The 15,531-nt window shown below is 67.3% G+C and carries 15 protein-coding genes; 4 read left to right on the forward strand and 11 right to left on the reverse strand.

Features of this window, described 5'->3' with window-relative positions:
* Positions 1-7: 7 nt before the first annotated feature.
* The 8 genes from EJ903_RS15980 to ftsE all read right to left on the reverse strand — a co-directional run bounded on the left by EJ903_RS15980 (position 8) and on the right by ftsE (position 7,521).
* Positions 8-2,101 carry a YgiQ family radical SAM protein gene (locus EJ903_RS15980; RefSeq protein WP_126617207.1) on the reverse strand — a complete coding sequence of 698 codons (2,094 nt, stop codon included), beginning with the start codon at positions 2,099-2,101 and terminating at the stop codon, positions 8-10.
* A 123-nt stretch (positions 2,102-2,224) separates the two neighbouring features.
* Complete coding sequence (locus EJ903_RS15985) at positions 2,225-3,016, reverse strand: PhzF family phenazine biosynthesis protein (protein ID WP_126617209.1); 792 nt, start codon at positions 3,014-3,016, stop codon at positions 2,225-2,227.
* A 54-nt stretch (positions 3,017-3,070) separates the two neighbouring features.
* Positions 3,071-4,042 carry a threo-3-hydroxy-L-aspartate ammonia-lyase gene (locus tag EJ903_RS15990; protein ID WP_126617211.1) on the reverse strand — a complete coding sequence of 324 codons (972 nt, stop codon included), beginning with the start codon at positions 4,040-4,042 and terminating at the stop codon, positions 3,071-3,073.
* 174 nt (positions 4,043-4,216) lie between these two features.
* Complete coding sequence (locus EJ903_RS15995; protein WP_126617213.1) at positions 4,217-4,651, reverse strand: GNAT family N-acetyltransferase; 435 nt, start codon at positions 4,649-4,651, stop codon at positions 4,217-4,219.
* Positions 4,652-4,655: 4 nt separating this feature from the next.
* Entirely contained in the window at positions 4,656-4,907 is a 252-nt protein-coding gene (locus tag EJ903_RS16000; RefSeq protein ID WP_246015632.1) for a DUF1127 domain-containing protein, read from the reverse strand.
* Positions 4,908-5,248: 341 nt separating this feature from the next.
* A complete protein-coding gene (locus tag EJ903_RS16005) occupies positions 5,249-5,902 on the reverse strand; it encodes a YdcF family protein (protein WP_342772176.1) in 654 nt (217 codons plus the stop codon).
* Positions 5,899-6,837 carry a cell division protein FtsX gene (locus EJ903_RS16010; RefSeq protein ID WP_126617217.1) on the reverse strand — a complete coding sequence of 313 codons (939 nt, stop codon included), beginning with the start codon at positions 6,835-6,837 and terminating at the stop codon, positions 5,899-5,901. The genes EJ903_RS16005 and EJ903_RS16010 overlap by 4 nt, the downstream gene beginning before the upstream one ends.
* A gap of 3 nt (positions 6,838-6,840) precedes the next feature.
* A complete protein-coding gene (gene ftsE / locus EJ903_RS16015) occupies positions 6,841-7,521 on the reverse strand; it encodes a cell division ATP-binding protein FtsE (protein WP_126617219.1) in 681 nt (226 codons plus the stop codon).
* A 260-nt stretch (positions 7,522-7,781) separates the two neighbouring features.
* Here ftsE and EJ903_RS16020 point away from each other — a divergent pair, with 260 nt between their 5' ends.
* The gene (locus EJ903_RS16020) at positions 7,782-8,594 is read left to right on the forward strand and encodes a lysophospholipid acyltransferase family protein (RefSeq protein WP_126617221.1); all 813 of its coding nucleotides are present in this window, start codon (positions 7,782-7,784) and stop codon (positions 8,592-8,594) included.
* A 23-nt stretch (positions 8,595-8,617) separates the two neighbouring features.
* On the opposite strand, the gene EJ903_RS16025 is transcribed toward EJ903_RS16020, so the two are convergent.
* Positions 8,618-9,466, reverse strand: a complete 849-nt coding sequence (locus EJ903_RS16025; protein WP_246015634.1) for a 2-keto-4-pentenoate hydratase — start codon at positions 9,464-9,466, stop codon at positions 8,618-8,620.
* Between the two features lie 167 nt (positions 9,467-9,633).
* Here EJ903_RS16025 and EJ903_RS16030 point away from each other — a divergent pair, with 167 nt between their 5' ends.
* A complete protein-coding gene (locus tag EJ903_RS16030) occupies positions 9,634-10,956 on the forward strand; it encodes an acetylornithine deacetylase/succinyl-diaminopimelate desuccinylase family protein (protein ID WP_246015636.1) in 1,323 nt (440 codons plus the stop codon).
* Here the strand turns inward: EJ903_RS16030 and EJ903_RS16035 are convergent.
* Positions 10,913-13,723, reverse strand: a complete 2,811-nt coding sequence (locus tag EJ903_RS16035) for a bifunctional diguanylate cyclase/phosphodiesterase (protein WP_126617223.1) — start codon at positions 13,721-13,723, stop codon at positions 10,913-10,915. The genes EJ903_RS16030 and EJ903_RS16035 overlap by 44 nt on opposite strands.
* A complete protein-coding gene (locus tag EJ903_RS16040; protein WP_126617225.1) occupies positions 13,720-14,229 on the reverse strand; it encodes a hypothetical protein in 510 nt (169 codons plus the stop codon). Before EJ903_RS16040 ends, EJ903_RS16035 begins: the two co-directional genes overlap by 4 nt.
* A 351-nt stretch (positions 14,230-14,580) precedes the next feature.
* On the opposite strand from EJ903_RS16040, the gene EJ903_RS16045 reads away from it, so the two are divergent.
* Positions 14,581-15,219, forward strand: a complete 639-nt coding sequence (locus EJ903_RS16045) for a LysE/ArgO family amino acid transporter (RefSeq protein ID WP_126617227.1) — start codon at positions 14,581-14,583, stop codon at positions 15,217-15,219.
* A 10-nt stretch (positions 15,220-15,229) separates the two neighbouring features.
* Positions 15,230-15,517 (forward strand): hypothetical protein, encoded by a 288-nt coding sequence (locus EJ903_RS16050; protein ID WP_246015638.1) that lies wholly within the window; start codon positions 15,230-15,232, stop codon positions 15,515-15,517.
* The last annotated feature ends 14 nt before the right edge of the window (positions 15,518-15,531 follow it).

Below are 15,531 nucleotides of genomic sequence, written 5' to 3' on the forward strand. Positions count from 1 at the left end.
TTCGGCATCAGCGGCGCGGGCCGGTGTTGCGCCGCCCCTTGCCCGCCTGCTGGGTCAGGAAGGTGGTTCCCTTGCCGCTTGGCGTGGGGACGTTGCCGGTCTTCGCGGTGCTTTTCAGGCCGCCGCCCTTCGGACCCGTTTCGCGCGGCTTGGCGGTCGCCCCCACCGGCTGCCAGGCGGGGATGAGCTGGTGTTCGCCCGGTCCGATCAGGTCGCTGCGGCCCATCGCCTTCAGGGCGTCGCGCAGGATCGGCCAGTTGTCCGGGTCGTGGTAGCGCAGGAACGCCTTGTGCAAGCGGCGCTGGCGCAGGCCCTTGGCGGTCTGCACCTCCTCCGACCCGGTGCGGCGGACCGGGCGCAGGGGGTTGCGTTCGCTGTGATACATGGCGGTCGCCAGCGACATCGGCGAGGGCAGGAAGGTTTGCACCTGATCGGCCTTGAAGCCGTTCCGCTTCAGCCACAGGGCGAGATTCATCATGTCCTCATCCGTCGTGCCGGGGTGGGCGGCGATGAAATAGGGGATGAGGTAGAGCTTTTTCCCGGCCTCCTTCGCGGCCTTGTCGAACATCCGCTTGAACTCGTCATAGGCTCCGATGCCGGGCTTCATCATCTTGCCCAGCGGCCCCGGTTCGGTGTGTTCGGGCGCGATCTTCAGATAGCCGCCGACATGGTGGGTGACGAGTTCCTTCACATATTCCGGGTTCCGCACGGCGAGGTCATAGCGCAGGCCGGACGCGATGTGGATTTTCTTCACCCCCGGCACGGCGCGGGCCTTGCGGTAGAGCTGCACCAGCGAGGAATGATCGGTGTTCAGATTCTTGCAGATGTCGGGGAAGACGCAGGACGGGCGGCGGCAGACCGATTCGGTTTCCTTGTCCTTGCAGGCCAGCCGGTACATGTTGGCGGTCGGCCCGCCCATGTCGGAAATCGTGCCGGTGAAGCCCTTGGTCTTGTCGCGGATCAGCTCGATCTCGCGCAGGATGGAGGCTTCGGAACGGCTTTGGATGATCCGGCCCTCATGCTCGGTGATCGAGCAGAAGGAGCAGCCGCCGAAACAGCCGCGCATGATGTTGACCGAAAAGCGGATCATCTCCCACGCCGGAATCCGCGCGTCGCCATAGACCGGGTGCGGCGCGCGGGCGTAGGCGAGGTCATAGACCCCGTCCATCTCGTTGGTTTCGAGCGGGATCGGCGGCGGGTTCAGCCATACCTCGCGCTCGCCATGGCGCTGGATCAGGGCGCGGGCGTTGCCGGGGTTGCTTTCCTGGTGCAGAATCCGGCTGGCATGGGCGTACAGCACCTTGTCGGCGCTGACCTGCTCGTAAGAGGGCAGGCGCACCACCATGCGGTCGGCCCCCGGCGCGCGCGGCGACACGGTGACGGTCGGGTCGTCGATGGAGCTGCTGTCGATCTCGGTCCATCCCTCCGGCACGCCGCTGCGCATGATGGCGGTGCCGCGAATGTCGGTCATCTCGCGGATCGATTCCCCGGCCAGCGCGCGTTGCGCGATCTCGATGATCGCGCGTTCGGCGTTGCCATAGACCAGCATGTCGGCCTTGGAATCCATCAGGACGGAGCGGCGGATCTTCTCGCTCCAATGGTCGTATTGGGCGATGCGGCGCAGGGACGCCTCGATGCCGCCCAGCACCACCGGAACGCCCTTGAAGGCTTCGCGGCAGCGTTGGGCGTAGACGGTGACGGCGCGGTCGGGGCGCTTGCCGCCCTCGTCGTTGGGGGTGTAGCTGTCGTTGTGGCGCAGGCGGCGGTCGGCGGTGTAGTGATTCACCATCGAATCCATGTTGCCGCCGGTCACGCCCCAAAACAGGCGCGGCGCGCCCAGAACGCGGAAGGCCTCGGCGCTGCTCCAATCCGGTTGCGCGATGATGCCAACGCGCAGGCCCTGCGATTCCAGCAACCGCCCGATGATCGCCATGCCAAAGCTGGGGTGATCGACATAGGCGTCGCCGGTGACGATGATGACGTCGCACCGGTCCCAGCCCAGCCGGTCCATCTCCGCCCGCGACATCGGCAGGAACGGCGCGGGCTTTGGGCGCACGCTCCGGTCGGGACGGTGGGCGAACAGGTGGGGGGCGGTCAGCATGACGGTTTCCGGCAAGGTCGAACGGGAACGGGGACGAACAAGCGGCCAGTCATACCGCGTTCGCCCCCGGATTCCCACCGCACAAATCGCAGCGCTGCGATTGGGTATTGCCGGCACACCCGGTCAGACGGTGATCGTGCCTTCCAGATACAGCACGCCCTTGCCGCCGATCTTCACCCGGTCGCCCGCCAGCGTGCAGGCCAGATCGCCGCCACGGGCCGACACCTGCCGCGCGACCAGATTGGTCTTGCCCAGCCGTTCCGCCCAATAGGGGATCAGCGTGCAGTGGGTGGAGCCGGTGACGGGATCCTCCGGGATGCCCTGGGCCGGGGCGAACAGGCGCGACACGAAATCCACCCCGTCGCGGCCCGGCGCGGTGACGCACACCGCGTGCGTGTCGATCTTGGCCAGCGCCATCATGTCGGGGGTGAGCGCGCGCACCTCCTCCTCGCTGCGGTAGACGACCAGATAATCGCGCCCGTCAAAGATGGCTTCCGGCGCGGGGCCGCCGAGCGCGGCGCGCAGGGCGGGCAGGGGGTTGTCGGTCGGGACCGGCGGGCGGCAGGGGAAATCCAGGGTGAAGACGTCGCCCTCGCGCGTCACCGTCAGGGTTCCGGCTTGGCGGGTCAGGTAATCCATCCGCGTCCGCCCCGGCTCCAGCAGGGTGGCGATGACGAAGGACGCGGCGAGCGTGGCGTGGCCGCACAACTCCACCTCGACCGCCGGGGTGAACCAGCGGATTTCAAACACATCCTCGTGCCGGACGAAGAAGGCGGTTTCCGACAGGTTGTTTTCCGCCGCGATGGCGAGAAGCTGGTCGTCGGGCAACCATTGGTCCAACGGCACGACCGCCGCCGGATTGCCCGCAAAGACGCGGTTGGTGAAGGCATCAACCTGATAGATGGGCAAACGCATGGGTGGCTCCCTGATGGGGCAGACAGGAATGGAAAGGGGGATGACCTGGGCCGGTCAGGCCGCCGCGTGAACCAGCGTGGCAAAGCGCGACAGATCGACGTTGCCGCCGGTCAGCACGACGCCAACCCGCTGGCCCGCCAGATCGATCTTGCGGCCCAGGGCAATCGCCGCGCCCAGGCAGCCGGTCGGCTCCACCAGGATTTTCATGGTGCGGGCGAAGAAACCCATGGTTTCGACCAGTTCGGCGTCGGTGGCGGTGACGATGTCCGACACCAGCCGCTGCATCACCGGGAATGTCAATTGGCCGACGCAGCGGCTTTGCGCCCCGTCGGCGATGGTGCGCGGCGCGTCGATGCGGACGATGCGGCCGCTGCGCAGGCTTTGCTGCGCGTCGTTCCCGGCCTCCGGCTCCACCCCGATCACCCGGCAGCCGGGGGAGAGCGCCTGCGCCGTCACCGCAGCACCCGACAGAAGGCCGCCGCCGCTGGTGGGGATCAGGATGACGTCGAGCGGCCCGACCTCCTCAATCAACTCCTTCACCGCCGTGCCTTGACCGGCCATGATGTGGGGATGGTCGAAGGGCGGCAGCAGGGTGGCTCCGCGTTCTTCCACCAACCGGTTGGCCACGGGGTCCGCCGGACCGGCGTAGCGGTCGTACAGCACCACCTCGCCACCATAGGCGCGGGTGGCGGCGATCTTGGATGCGGGCGCGTCCTGCGGCATGACGATGACCGATGCCACCCCCTGCAACCGGGCCGCCAGCGCGATGGCCTGGGCGTGGTTGCCGGAGGAAAAGGCGACGACCCCGGCCGCGCGCCGGTCGGCGGGCAACTGGGCGATGGCGTTGGCCGCCCCCCGGATCTTGAACGCACCGGTCCGCTGGAAATTCTCGCATTTGAAGAACAGCCGCGCGCCGCTTTGGGCGTCGGCGGTGGTCGAGGTCATCACCGGCGTGCGGTTGGCGATGCCGGTGATGCGGTCCGCCGCCGCCACAACATCGGTGTAGGAAATGGCAAGGTCGGTCATGACGGCTCCACAAGGGGATAGGGGCGGGGTGAACCGGCCAGCCGCCAGGGTTCCGGCGGGATCATTCCGTCTGTTGGCCGTCGGTTGGCCGCCGGATGGCTGGAAGGGCCTGACCGTAGGATCAGGCCGCTTCGTTCAGCGGTTCGCGTGTGGGGGTGTTCAGCCTGTGATCGCTCAAGACGCCGGGGGCAGGTCGGTGAACAGGAAAGCCTGTTCGTGCCGTTTCAACCCGGCGTCCTCGTAAAAGCTGATGGCCTTGGGGGCCGACAGCAGCAGGCACATGGTTCCGGTCCCCATCGCGTCGCGGGTGCGGCGCATCAGCTCCTTGCCGATGCCCCGCCCCTGGAACGCGCGGTCAACCGCCAGATCGGACAGGTAGCAGCAATAGACGAAGTCGGTGATCGAGCGGGCAACACCGATCAAGGCACCGTCCACGCGGGCGGTGATGATCAGACCGGCGTTGCGGAGCATCGCTTCCACCCGTGGGCGGTCCGCCACCGGGCGGCGTTCGGCCAACCCGGAGCGGTGCAGGACATCAATGAAGGCGTCGGCGGTCAGATCGGGTTCAACCGCGTATTCGACCGCGCTGGTGCTGTTGGCCGTCGTCATCGGATCAACCCCGCCAGAACGGCTTGGTGATTTCCTGCTCGACCTCGCTCCGGTTCAGGCCGATGTCCTTGAGCAGATGTTCGTCCAACCCGGACAGCGCCCGCCGTTGCCGACGCCGTTCCGCCATGCTCAACAACCAATCAAACAGGGCGGTCACGCCACGCTTGCCAACGCCGGTGACGCGGGTGTCGGCGTGGGCGACGCCGGTGGCGACGGTCGCGAACGGGCCGGGGCGGGTCACTTCGGTGCGGCGCATGGGAACCTCCATCATTTGGCGCTCGGGTCTCTGAACAATCGAGACAATTGAGAGTATGAGCATCGTAGCGGCGGGGTCAATTCCATAATTGTCACCATGACATTTCCGACATCGGATGTAACTTTTGGGCAACAGGCCGATGGTGAGCGCTATTCATTCACAACAATCGTCACTTATTCCAATATCTTGACGGATTTATCGCTGTCATGGAGGGTGAGTGTGCCCCTTGGACGCGGCCAAAAAGTGCGACAATTCCACGATCATGGGGACAATGGATACGCTGCATGTCGGCCATGCGGACAAATCCCTGGTTTTCCGCGCGAAGCCGACGGTTGGACGGGTCAGCGGTCCACCGCCTGATAGATCAGCACCCGGCCATAGGTCAGCAGCAGCTTGTTGTATTCGTTGATCAGCAGATTGGCGCTGCCCGGCCATTTCCACCAGTCGGCCAGCCGCACGGTGGGGGCGACCACCGGATGGGGGACCAGCTCCACATCCGGCATCGCCATCCACAATTCCAGTAGACTGCGGCGCATGTGGTAGTTGGCCGTCACCACCCGCAGCGACCGCACCCCCTGGTCGCGCACCCAATCGGCGGTTTCATAGGCGTTGCCGATGGTGCTGTCGGCGGAATAGCCCAGCGTGATGCAGCATTCCATCTCGCGCGGGGCGCGGCGGGACAGGCGCAGCAGCTCCTGCACCTCCACCCCGTCATAGACGCCGGAGACGAACAGCTTGCGGGCGCGGCCCGCCGCCAGCAATTCCAACCCGGCGCTGAGGCGGTTGCTGCCGCCGGTCAGCACGACGATGGCGTCGGTCGGCCTTTGGCTGGTCGGGTCGGCGGGGTCGGGGGGCAGGCGCGGGACCGTGCCGATGAACCAGACCAGCCCGCCCAGCCACAGCCCCACCACAAGAAGCGCCAGGGCGATGGCGCGGCGGACCGTACGGGTGAGCGGGCCGGAGCGGGCGCGGCGCAGGGCAAACACGCCCCTCACGGCATCGCCTCCAGCGTGCGCAGCACCGTCCAGCGGGCGGTCAGCAGCGCCAGCAGCGCGGCGGCCAGCGGAACCAGCCCCAGTGCCGCCCATTGCCAGACCGCCAGGGTCAGATCGGGCAGCAGGCTGGCGCGCAGGCCGTGGGCGGCGTGACGCACCCCGACCAGCGTCGCCACCGCCAACCCCAACCCGACCAGACCGCCGCGCAGGCTCAACCCCACAACGTGCCGTTCGAACTGGCGGGCGATGTAGCGGTCGGTCGCCCCCATCAGGTGCAGCAGTTCCACGACGTGGCGGTGGATGGCGAGACCGGCGCGCACGGAAAACACCACCGACATCACCCCGGCCCCGCCGATCAGCGCCACCAGCGCCAGCGCTGCCAGATGCACCGCCCCGGTGAAGGAGCGCAGATCGGCCAGCCACACGGCGTGATCGTCCAGCGTGGCACCGGGGGCGGCCGATTTCAGCCGATCCACCAGCCCGGCCACATCCACCGGCCCGTCCGTCACCACGTCGATCAGGCGCGGCATCGGCAACAGCGGGTCCGCCGCCTCCGGCCCCAGCCAGGGTTCCAGCAGGCGCGCGGTGTCGGCGCTGGTCAGGGCGCGGGCGGATTTCACACCGGGGGCGGAGCGCAGGATGGTCAGCGCGGCCTCCACCCGCTCGTCCAACGGCGCCACGGGCAGCGGTGCCACGGGTGGCGGCACCATGGGCGTTGCGCTGGCGCTGGTCGGCAGGGGCGCGATCTGCACCGTCAGGCCACCGGCCAGGCCGCTGTCCCAGCGCCGCGCCATGTCGGACACGGTCAAGGCCCCGGCCAGCGCCAGACCGGCCAGATACACCATCAGCGCGGTGATCCAGACCAGAAAACGACCGGAGGGGTCGCGGGCCAGCGGGATGTCCGACGGGCGGCGGCGCAGAAGGGCCAGCGCCATGGATCAGCCCCCCCGCGCGGCGGCGGCCGGAACCACCTGCAACCGCCCGCCGTCCAAATGCAGGCGGGGATGGTTGAAGCGCCGGATCAGGGTTTCGTTGTGGGTGGCGATGACCACGGTGGTTCCCAGCTTGTGCAGCTCCTCAAACAGATAGAGCAGGCGCATGCCGATTCCGTCATCGACGTTGCCGGTCGGCTCGTCGGCCAGCAGCAGGCGCGGGCGGTTGATGACCGACCGGGCGATGGCCACCCGCTGCTGCTGCCCGCCCGACAGGGTGGACGGCTTGGCGTGCAGATGGTGGCCCAGCCCGACCCAGCGCAGAATCTCGGTGCAATGCTCCACCGTGTCGGTGTCCGTCGCGCCGGCCATGCGCAGGGGCAGGGCCACATTGTCCAGCGCCGACAGATGGTCGAGCAGGGCGAAATCCTGGAACACGACGCCGATCTGTCGCCGCAGCTCCGGCAATTCGGCCCGGGTCACGCGGGACATGTCGCGCCCGAACAGGGTGATGATCCCGCGCGAGGGCCGGTGCGCCAGATACATCAGCTTCAGCAGCGACGATTTCCCCGCCCCGCTGGCCCCGGTCATGAAATGGAAGGAGCCGGGAGTCAGGGTGAAGCTGATGTCGCGCAGCACCTCCGACTCGACGCCGTAGCGCAGCCCGACATGTTCGAAACGGATCACGGTTCCACCCAGCCTCGCTTCCGTCCGCGCGCGGTGTTCGGGCCGTCACCCGCCTGGACTCCATGCACGGCACTGGACAATGCACCCATGACGGGACGGAAGTCCACTGATTCACCAATGGGGCAGGTGCCGGGCAATCGCTGGAAGCCTTTGAGCGGTCATTCTGGCTTGCGTGACCATGATCGTTCGTGCAGGCGATTGCCCTGGCGCGACCGAAGGGGCGCTTGAGAATGGGGGCGAATCCTGACAAGGTTCGCGCCATGATCTGGCTACGCTCCCTTCTCTTTCTCATCGCGTTCTATGGCTGGACCGCGTTGATGTGCTTTTCCCTGCTGTGGATGCTGCTGCTGCCGCGCCCGCAGATGATCGCGGTCGTCGTCTGGTATCTGCGGACCATCGGCTGGATGGAACGGGTGATCGTCGGCATCCGCTACGAGGTGCGCGGGGCCGAACACATCCCCGAAGGCTCCTTCCTGCTGGCGGCCAAGCATCAATCGGCGTGGGAGACGATGAAGCTGCATCTTCTCGTCCGCGACCCGGCGGTGATCCTGAAGCGGGAGCTGACCTGGATCCCGATCTGGGGCTGGTACGCGAAGAAAGCCAAGATGATCCCGGTGGATCGCGGGGCCGGGGGGGCGGCGATCAAGTCCCTGATCCGCAATTCCCGCCCGGTGCGCGACCAGGGGCGGCCCATCGTGATCTTCCCGCAGGGAACGCGGGTGGCGGTGGGAACCTACGCGCCCTATCGGATCGGCGTGGGCGTTCTCTATGAAAGCCTGAAGATTCCCATTGTGCCGATGGCGCTGAACGCCGGGCTGTATTGGCCCCGCCACAAATTCCTGAAGCGCCCCGGCACGGTGGTGGTGGAGTTTCTGCCGCCGATTCTCCCCGGACTGCCGCGCGTGGAGGCCATGCGCGACCTGGAGGACCGGCTGGAGGCGGCGAGCGACCGTCTGGTGATGGCCGCCGGTGGCCCGTCCACCGTCCGACCGCCCGCCGCCCACCCGCCGCAGGCCGATGCGGCGGTGGCGGAGCGGCGACCGGACCGAACGGCCTCCGCCACCGCCGACTGACGCGCGTCACCCGCCGGGCGGTCTCAGGCCGCCGGTTGGGCCGCGACGGTTTCACCGGTCATCGCTTCGATGCCGGTGAAGGCGATGCGCACCGACTGGCCGATGCCGATGGCGTGCACCCCGGTCAGGGCACCGGTGGACACCCATTGCCCGGCCTTCAGCGGCTGCCCCAGCGTGGCCGTGGCGTTCAGCGCGAAAGCCATGGCGGTGGCGACCCCGCCCGGCAGCTTGTCGCCATGACCGGTGCCGACGCTCTGGCCGTCGATGGTGGTTTCGGCCTGGACGCTCGCCAGCCCATCCAGGCCATCGGCGACCTTCGGCCCGATGATGAGGGCCAGATTGTTGCCGAAGGACGCGATGGCGGCCAACGGCCCCAGCGTCATCACCGGGGCGACGGCGTTGCCCGCCATCTCAATGCCCGCGTGCACGGCTCCGACATAGGCCCCGACCTCGTCCGGGGTGAAATCGATGCGGTCGGCGGGGGCGTCGATGGCGACGCGGACCATGAACTCCGCCTCCACCGCGCCGAAGCCTCCCGCGATCACCGGCAGGAGCAAGGGCGCGCCGGTCCAATCCACCACGGTTTCGGCGAACACCGGCCCGGCGTAGCGCATGGTCCCCAGCGCGTCTTCCAGCGCGGGCGGGACGCGCGCGATCTTCCACCCGGCGACCGGCTGCGGCCATTGCGCGATGGCGGCGCTCTGGACGGCGTAGGCGGTGGCGAGGTCGGACGGCAACGCGCCGGGAAAGGAGTCGGCTCCCAGCGCCGCGCGGCGGGCGGCGATCAGGGCGGCGGCGGTCTGGTTGATGGCCGTCTGGTCGATGGCGGGGTCGGTGGCGCGCTTGAACCCGGTGGGCGGTGCGGCGGTCATGCGGTTGGCTCCTGAAACGTCAAGCAAAAGCGGTGGACCCGGACTGTAGCGGGGCGGGTGCGACGGGGAAAGGGCTGGACGATCATGAGTCTGATGGTTGTGGGCTGGACGGGGTGGTCCGGCGGGGCGCACAGTTGACAGGACGCCGTTGCCGATCGGGAGACGCCATGTCCACCGTTATGCCCACCGCCAATCCCACCGATGCCCGCGCACCGCAAGCCCGTGACGCCCTGTTCACCCGGATCGAGGAGCGGCGCGACGATCTGGTCGCGTTGACCCAGGCGTTGATTCAAATCCCCACCATCAACCCGCCCGGCGACGCCTACACCGACTGCGCCGAGCTGATCGGGCGGCGGCTGGCGGCGCGCGGCTTTGGCGTGGAGTATGTGCGCGGGGTGGGCAGCGCTGGCGACAGCGACCGTTACCCCCGCACCAACGTCATCGCCCGGATCGAGGCGGCCCGGCCCGGCGCTTGCGTGCATTTCAACGGTCACATCGACGTGGTGCCGCCCGGCCAGGGCTGGACCGTGGATCCCTTCGCCGGGCTGGTGCGCGACGGGCGGGTCTATGGGCGCGGGGCCTGCGACATGAAGGGCGGCATCGCCGCGTCGATCATCGCGGTGGAAGCGCTGCTGGAGTCCGGCCTGTTTGCGGCGGGGGCGTTGGAGATTTCCGGCACGGTGGACGAGGAATCGGGTGGATTCGGTGGAGTCGGCCATTTGGCGCGGCTGGGCTATTTCTCCAAACCGCGCGTCGATCACGTCATCATTCCCGAACCCTTGAACGTGGACCGCGTCTGTGTCGGCCATCGCGGCGTCTGGTGGGCGGAGATCGAGACCAAGGGCCGGGTGGCGCACGGCTCCATGCCCTTTCTCGGCAATTGCGCGGTGCGCCACATGGGGGCGGTGCTGCACCGGATCGAGGAGGAGCTGATTCCCCGGCTGGCGCGCCAGCGCACGGAGATGCCGGTGGTCCCGGAGGGCGCGCGGCAGTCGACGATCAACATCAACGCCATCCACGGCGGCCAGCGCGAGGACCATGACGGGCTGCCCAGCCCGATGGTCCCGGACCGCTGCCGCATGGTGATCGACCGCCGTTACCTGATCGAGGAAGACCCCGAGGCGGTGCGCGGTGAGATCGTCGCCATTCTGGAGGATCTGCGGCGCTGCCGATCCGGTTTCGATTATGAGCTGCGCGAGGTTCTTGCCTTTCTGCCGACGATGACCGACGCCAACGCGCCGGTGGTCCGCGCCGTGGCGGCGGCGATTGAAACGGTGCTGGCGCGCCCGGCGCAGCGGGTGGTGTCGCCCGGCACCTACGACCAGAAACACATCGTCCGCACCGGCCTGTTGAAGGACTGCATCGCCTATGGTCCCGGCATCCTCGATCTGGCGCACCAGCCCGACGAGTATGTGGAGATCGACGCGATGGTTCAGTCGGCCAAGGTCATGGCGCTGGCGACGCTGGATCTGCTGGCGGGTGGGGGGTGAACACGGTTTTGGGCAGGTTGGCCAGCGTGTGCAGCAGCGGTTCCAACTGGTCCACCGGAACCGGGCGGCTGAACAGGAAGCCCTGATAGCTTTCGCAGGTCAGATCGCGCAGCAGGCGCAACTGATCCTCCGTCTCCACCCCTTCGGCGATGACCGACAGGCCCAAACTGCGGCCCAGCCCGACGATGGCGCGCGGCACCGACGCGTCGCTGACCCCCAGCGACAGATCGTGGATGAAGGAGCGGTCGATCTTCAGCTTGTCGATGGGCAGCCGGTGGAGGTAGCTGAGGGAGGAATAGCCGGTGCCGAAATCGTCCAGGGCGATCAACACCCCGCGCCGCTTCAGCGCGTTCAGGATGACGGTGGCCCCTTCGATGTTTTCGATCAAGGTTCCTTCCGTCACCTCGATTTCCAGTTCCGGCCCGGCCAGACCGTGGGCGTCGAGCAGGCGGAAGATCTTGTCGGGCAGCAGCCCGTCGCGGAATTGCGCGCCAGAGACGTTGACCGCCACCGGGATGCGCAGGCCGAACCGGTCCTTCCAGCGCCGGATTTGGGCGCAGGCCTCGGCCAGCACCCAATCGCCCATCGGTCCGATCAGACCCGATTCCTCGGCCACCGGCAGGAAGCGGCTGGGCAGGATCAGCCCCTCTTGCGGGTGACGCCAGCGCACCAGCGCCTCCATCCCCACAATCTCGCCGGTCACGGTGTCCACCTGCGGCTGATAGACCAGGAACAGCTCGTTTTCGGCGATGGCGTGGCGCAGGCTGCCTTCCAGATCCATGCGGTCGCGCGATTTCGTCCCCATTTCGCGGGTGACGAAGCGGTAGGCGTTCCGCCCGCTTTCCTTGGCGTTGTACATGGCGATGTCGGCGCAGCGGATCAGCCCCTCCGCGTCCTCCGCGTCGTCGGGGTACAGGCTGATGCCGACGCTGGGGGTGACGACGAAGCTTTGCCCGCTGACGACGATGGGCTTGGCCAGTTGGGCCACCACCTTTTCCGCCACCTGCGCCGCGTCGTTCGCTTCCTTGGCCTGACGGGCGACGATCAGGAACTCGTCACCGCCCAACCGTCCGACCGTGTCGGATTCCCGCACCACCCCTTGCAGGCGACGGGCGACCAGCCGCAACACCTCGTCACCAAAGGAGTGGCCGAGGCTGTCGTTGATGACCTTGAAGCGGTCGAGGTCGATGAAGAGGACGGCGACCTTGCCGCCGTCGCGCCGCGCCTCCTTCAACGCCTGGGCGATGCGGTCGAACAGCAGCACGCGGTTGGGCAGGCCGGTCAGCGCGTCGAAATGGGCCAGATACTGGATGTGCTGTTCCGCCCGCCGCCTGTCGCCGACATCCTCGACGAAGAGCAGGGCAAAGAGGAACTCGCCGTCCGACGTCACCGGTTGGACATGCAGGCTGTAATTGCCGCGACGCCCCCCCAAAAGCAGCGGCTGGTCGATCTCCAACCGCTCCCGGCCCCCTTGCAGCGCGGCGTCCAGCGCGACAGCGGTCGCCGGATCGCCTGCGCGCAGTTGAAGGTCAATGCCGATCAGTTCGGTTTGACTCATGCCAGCGGCTTGGGCAAAGGCCAGATTGCAGTCCTGGATCACGCCGCCCCGGTCGATGATGGCGATGCCCAACGGAGCCTGGGTGAAGAGTTGATGCCGTTCCAACTCCTGCCGCCGCAGGGATTCGGTGATGCGGTCGGCCAGGACCAGCGCGCGGGCGCGGGTGGCGACCATCGACCGGGTCATTTGGAACAGCGCCAGGCTGAGGGTCAGGCCGCCCAGCAACGTGGCGTGTGCCAGCCAGGTTTGACCGCTGAACGGGGCATCGGGGCGACTCTGGTAGCGGATGCTCCAGCGTTGTCCGCCCAAGGTCAGGCTGTGGGTGGTGGTGAACGCAGCCGTGTCGCGGCTTGGCGGATCGCTGCGGTGGATCGGCGCATCCACAGCCACGGTGGGGGTATCGAACAGCTCGATCGCGACATCGCGGGGGCTGCCGTCGAACAGGCCATCGATCAACGGGGCCACACGCACCGGGGTCAGAACCACGCCGGTGAAGGCGGCCCGCCGTGTTTCGGCGGTTGCCGTGCTGTGATCGGCGCGGTAAGTGGCCTGATACAGGATGAAGGCGGGCTGTGTGCCTCCATTCTCATCGATCTTCAGGGTGATGGCGCGCGTGGCCGTCGGTTCACCGCTGGCGCGCGCCTGTTCGATGGCCGCCCGCCGCACCCCTTCCGACATCATATCAAAGCCGAGCGCCCGATCATTGCCTTCACTGGCCGGGGCGGCGAAGATGTTGATCACACGTTCCGGCCCGGCGTTTTCCGGCCAGATGCGGAAATGCTCCGCGCCATCCCCACGCATGGCGGCGATCAGATTGGCGCTTTGGCTGGCGGGGATCGCCCGGGCGTAGGCCACGGCGATGATCCCAGGGTATCGTTCGGGGATACGCAACCCCTCGACAAAGCGCCGCCATTCCGTGCGGTGGACGTTGGGAAAGGCGGTGACGACCGACGCCGCACCGCGCGCCACCTGTTCATACACCCGGACCCGGTCGGCCAGCTGGTTGTGCAGCTCATCCACCCGGCGGTTGAAGCGGTGTTCGCCTTCCTCCTTCAACGCGGAGACGGACTGCGTCCAGCTCAGCAGCGTGACGCCCAGTCCAACCGCCAGGACCAGCCACGGCAAACGATGCGTCAGGGTCGCGCGGGCAGGGGTGACGGCGGGCGACGGCTGGGTGCCCGTCGTCGAATCCACCCGGCCCGGTTTCATTCGAATTCCTTCAGGATCTTGGGGCTGCGAACCAGGAGGGTTTCGATCATGCCCAGAATTTGTTCGATCTTGCTGCGGGTGGCGTCCAACTCATCGGCGGTCTTGTCGTCGATGCCCGCTTCCAGCAGCATGGTGTCAAAGGTGTGGAGGGTTTCGTTGAACGCCTTCTGTTCGGCCTCCAGCACATCGAACGCGCCGAGGGAACTGGTGAGCGCGATGGGCGGATCGCTGACGAAAGCGTGACTGATGTCGGTGAACATGGCGATGGCGGTCAGCTTTTGCCGCAACACCCATTGCGGAAAGTTGGACGGCAATTCGTTGCCCGCCTCCTCCAACCGTTCCTGAATCGAAAAGATCAGCCCCTGGATGTCGAGGTAGGCGCTGCGGATCTCGCGGAACCGGGGAAAGGTTTTTGGCCGACCGGCGGCGCGCAGACGGCCAAGGACCGCGATGTCGTCGGTGAGCTTCCGGGCCATCCGAAGAACGATCTGCGTCACCTTCGCCATGGACCGCCTCCGCTCACGCTCGCCTCTTCCGCTGCCGATGTGTCATCGTGTTGATCCAGATTACACCATGCGCGCCGGGTTCCGGTAGTGTTGCAGCGGTGTAAGAATTCGATTGCGTCGTTCTGCCACCGCTTCGCCTCTTGCGGTCGGGCGCTGGCGTTGACGACCGGCCGGATGGCGGGTAGAAGAAACAGGTTGTTTCGCAGAATGTTGTGTTTCATGGACCTCATCGTCGCCGCCCATCTGGAAAAGCGCAGCCGCCGTCGAGCCTGACGGAACCATCGCCGCTCGCTGTTTCCGACCGTTGGTCGCCGCCTGTTGCGCGGTTGGCCATTGATGAGGTGTTGTCCAATGTCGTCTTTGTTTCTGGTGGCGTTCCAGGGCTTTTCCCTGGGCGGAGGGTTGATTGTTGCCATCGGTGCGCAGAACGCGTTTGTCCTGCGTCAGGGGTTGGTGAAGCGCCACGTCCTGCCGCTGGTTTTGTTCTGTGCCCTGAGCGACGCGTTTTTGATTGCCGTCGGTGCGGCCGGGTTCGGGTCGCTGGTGGCGTCCAGCCCGTTGCTGTTGCAAGGGGTGGCCTATGGTGGTGCCGCCTTTTTGGGGTATTACGGTTTTCGCGCCTTCCGCAGCGCGCTGTCGGCGCAAAGCCTGAGCGCGGAGGGGGCCGCCAGTCTTGCTCTGGGCCGGGCGTTGGCCACCGTTGCGGCCTTCACCTACCTCAACCCGCATGTGTATCTGGACACGGTGGTGCTGGTCGGTGGCATCGCCGGGCGCTATCCGGTGGACGAACGGCTGTGGTTCGCCGGGGGGGCCATGTCGGCGTCGTTGGTCTGGTTCGCCGCGCTGGGCTATGGCGCGCGCCTGCTGGCTCCCATTTTCGCCAAGCCCTTGGCGTGGCGGGTGCTCGACAGTCTGATCGGGGTGGTGATGTCGGCCTTGGCGCTCAGTTTGCTGATGTCCGACCTGTCCGCCAGCGTCGCGGGCGGGTGACGGTGTTGCGATGATGGACGGTGGTTCGGGCGGCTGGCGGGCGGACATCGACGCCCTGGTGTTTCAGCCGCCCAATCATCAGGGATGGTGCGCCGTCCATCGGCTGGCCTTCCGCACTCTGCTGGGGTGGAGCGGTCGGCCTGCCGATTGTGTGGCTTTTTTTGCCGCCCGCCGCCCGGCTTTTGACCGGGCGGCGGTGGCGAAGATTGTCCGCTGCGGGCTGCGCCCAACCATGAATCTGCATCTGACCAGCCGGGACGTGGCCCGCGCCTTGGAGTCGCCTGTCGCGACTCCGTGATTGGGCCTTTCGCC

This window comes from Azospirillum griseum, from assembly GCF_003966125.1.
Classification (GTDB): domain Bacteria; phylum Pseudomonadota; class Alphaproteobacteria; order Azospirillales; family Azospirillaceae; genus Azospirillum; species Azospirillum griseum.

What these genes read in the sequence shown, in the direction of transcription:
- EJ903_RS15980 (WP_126617207.1), bottom strand. Translation starts at nt 2,101, where the DNA reads ATGCTGACCGCCCCCCACCTGTTCGCCCACCGTCCCGACCGGAGCGTG.
- EJ903_RS15985 (WP_126617209.1), bottom strand. Translation starts at nt 3,016, where the DNA reads ATGCGTTTGCCCATCTATCAGGTTGATGCCTTCACCAACCGCGTCTTT.
- EJ903_RS15990 (WP_126617211.1), bottom strand. Translation starts at nt 4,042, where the DNA reads ATGACCGACCTTGCCATTTCCTACACCGATGTTGTGGCGGCGGCGGAC.
- EJ903_RS15995 (WP_126617213.1), bottom strand. Translation starts at nt 4,651, where the DNA reads ATGACGACGGCCAACAGCACCAGCGCGGTCGAATACGCGGTTGAACCC.
- EJ903_RS16000 (WP_246015632.1), bottom strand. Translation starts at nt 4,907, where the DNA reads ATGCGCCGCACCGAAGTGACCCGCCCCGGCCCGTTCGCGACCGTCGCC.
- EJ903_RS16010 (WP_126617217.1), bottom strand. Translation starts at nt 6,837, where the DNA reads ATGGCGCTGGCCCTTCTGCGCCGCCGCCCGTCGGACATCCCGCTGGCC.
- EJ903_RS16020 (WP_126617221.1), top strand. Translation starts at nt 7,782, where the DNA reads ATGATCTGGCTACGCTCCCTTCTCTTTCTCATCGCGTTCTATGGCTGG.
- EJ903_RS16025 (WP_246015634.1), bottom strand. Translation starts at nt 9,466, where the DNA reads ATGACCGCCGCACCGCCCACCGGGTTCAAGCGCGCCACCGACCCCGCC.
- EJ903_RS16030 (WP_246015636.1), top strand. Translation starts at nt 9,634, where the DNA reads ATGTCCACCGTTATGCCCACCGCCAATCCCACCGATGCCCGCGCACCG.
- EJ903_RS16035 (WP_126617223.1), bottom strand. Translation starts at nt 13,723, where the DNA reads ATGAAACCGGGCCGGGTGGATTCGACGACGGGCACCCAGCCGTCGCCC.
- EJ903_RS16040 (WP_126617225.1), bottom strand. Translation starts at nt 14,229, where the DNA reads ATGGCGAAGGTGACGCAGATCGTTCTTCGGATGGCCCGGAAGCTCACC.
- EJ903_RS16045 (WP_126617227.1), top strand. Translation starts at nt 14,581, where the DNA reads ATGTCGTCTTTGTTTCTGGTGGCGTTCCAGGGCTTTTCCCTGGGCGGA.
- EJ903_RS16050 (WP_246015638.1), top strand. Translation starts at nt 15,230, where the DNA reads ATGATGGACGGTGGTTCGGGCGGCTGGCGGGCGGACATCGACGCCCTG.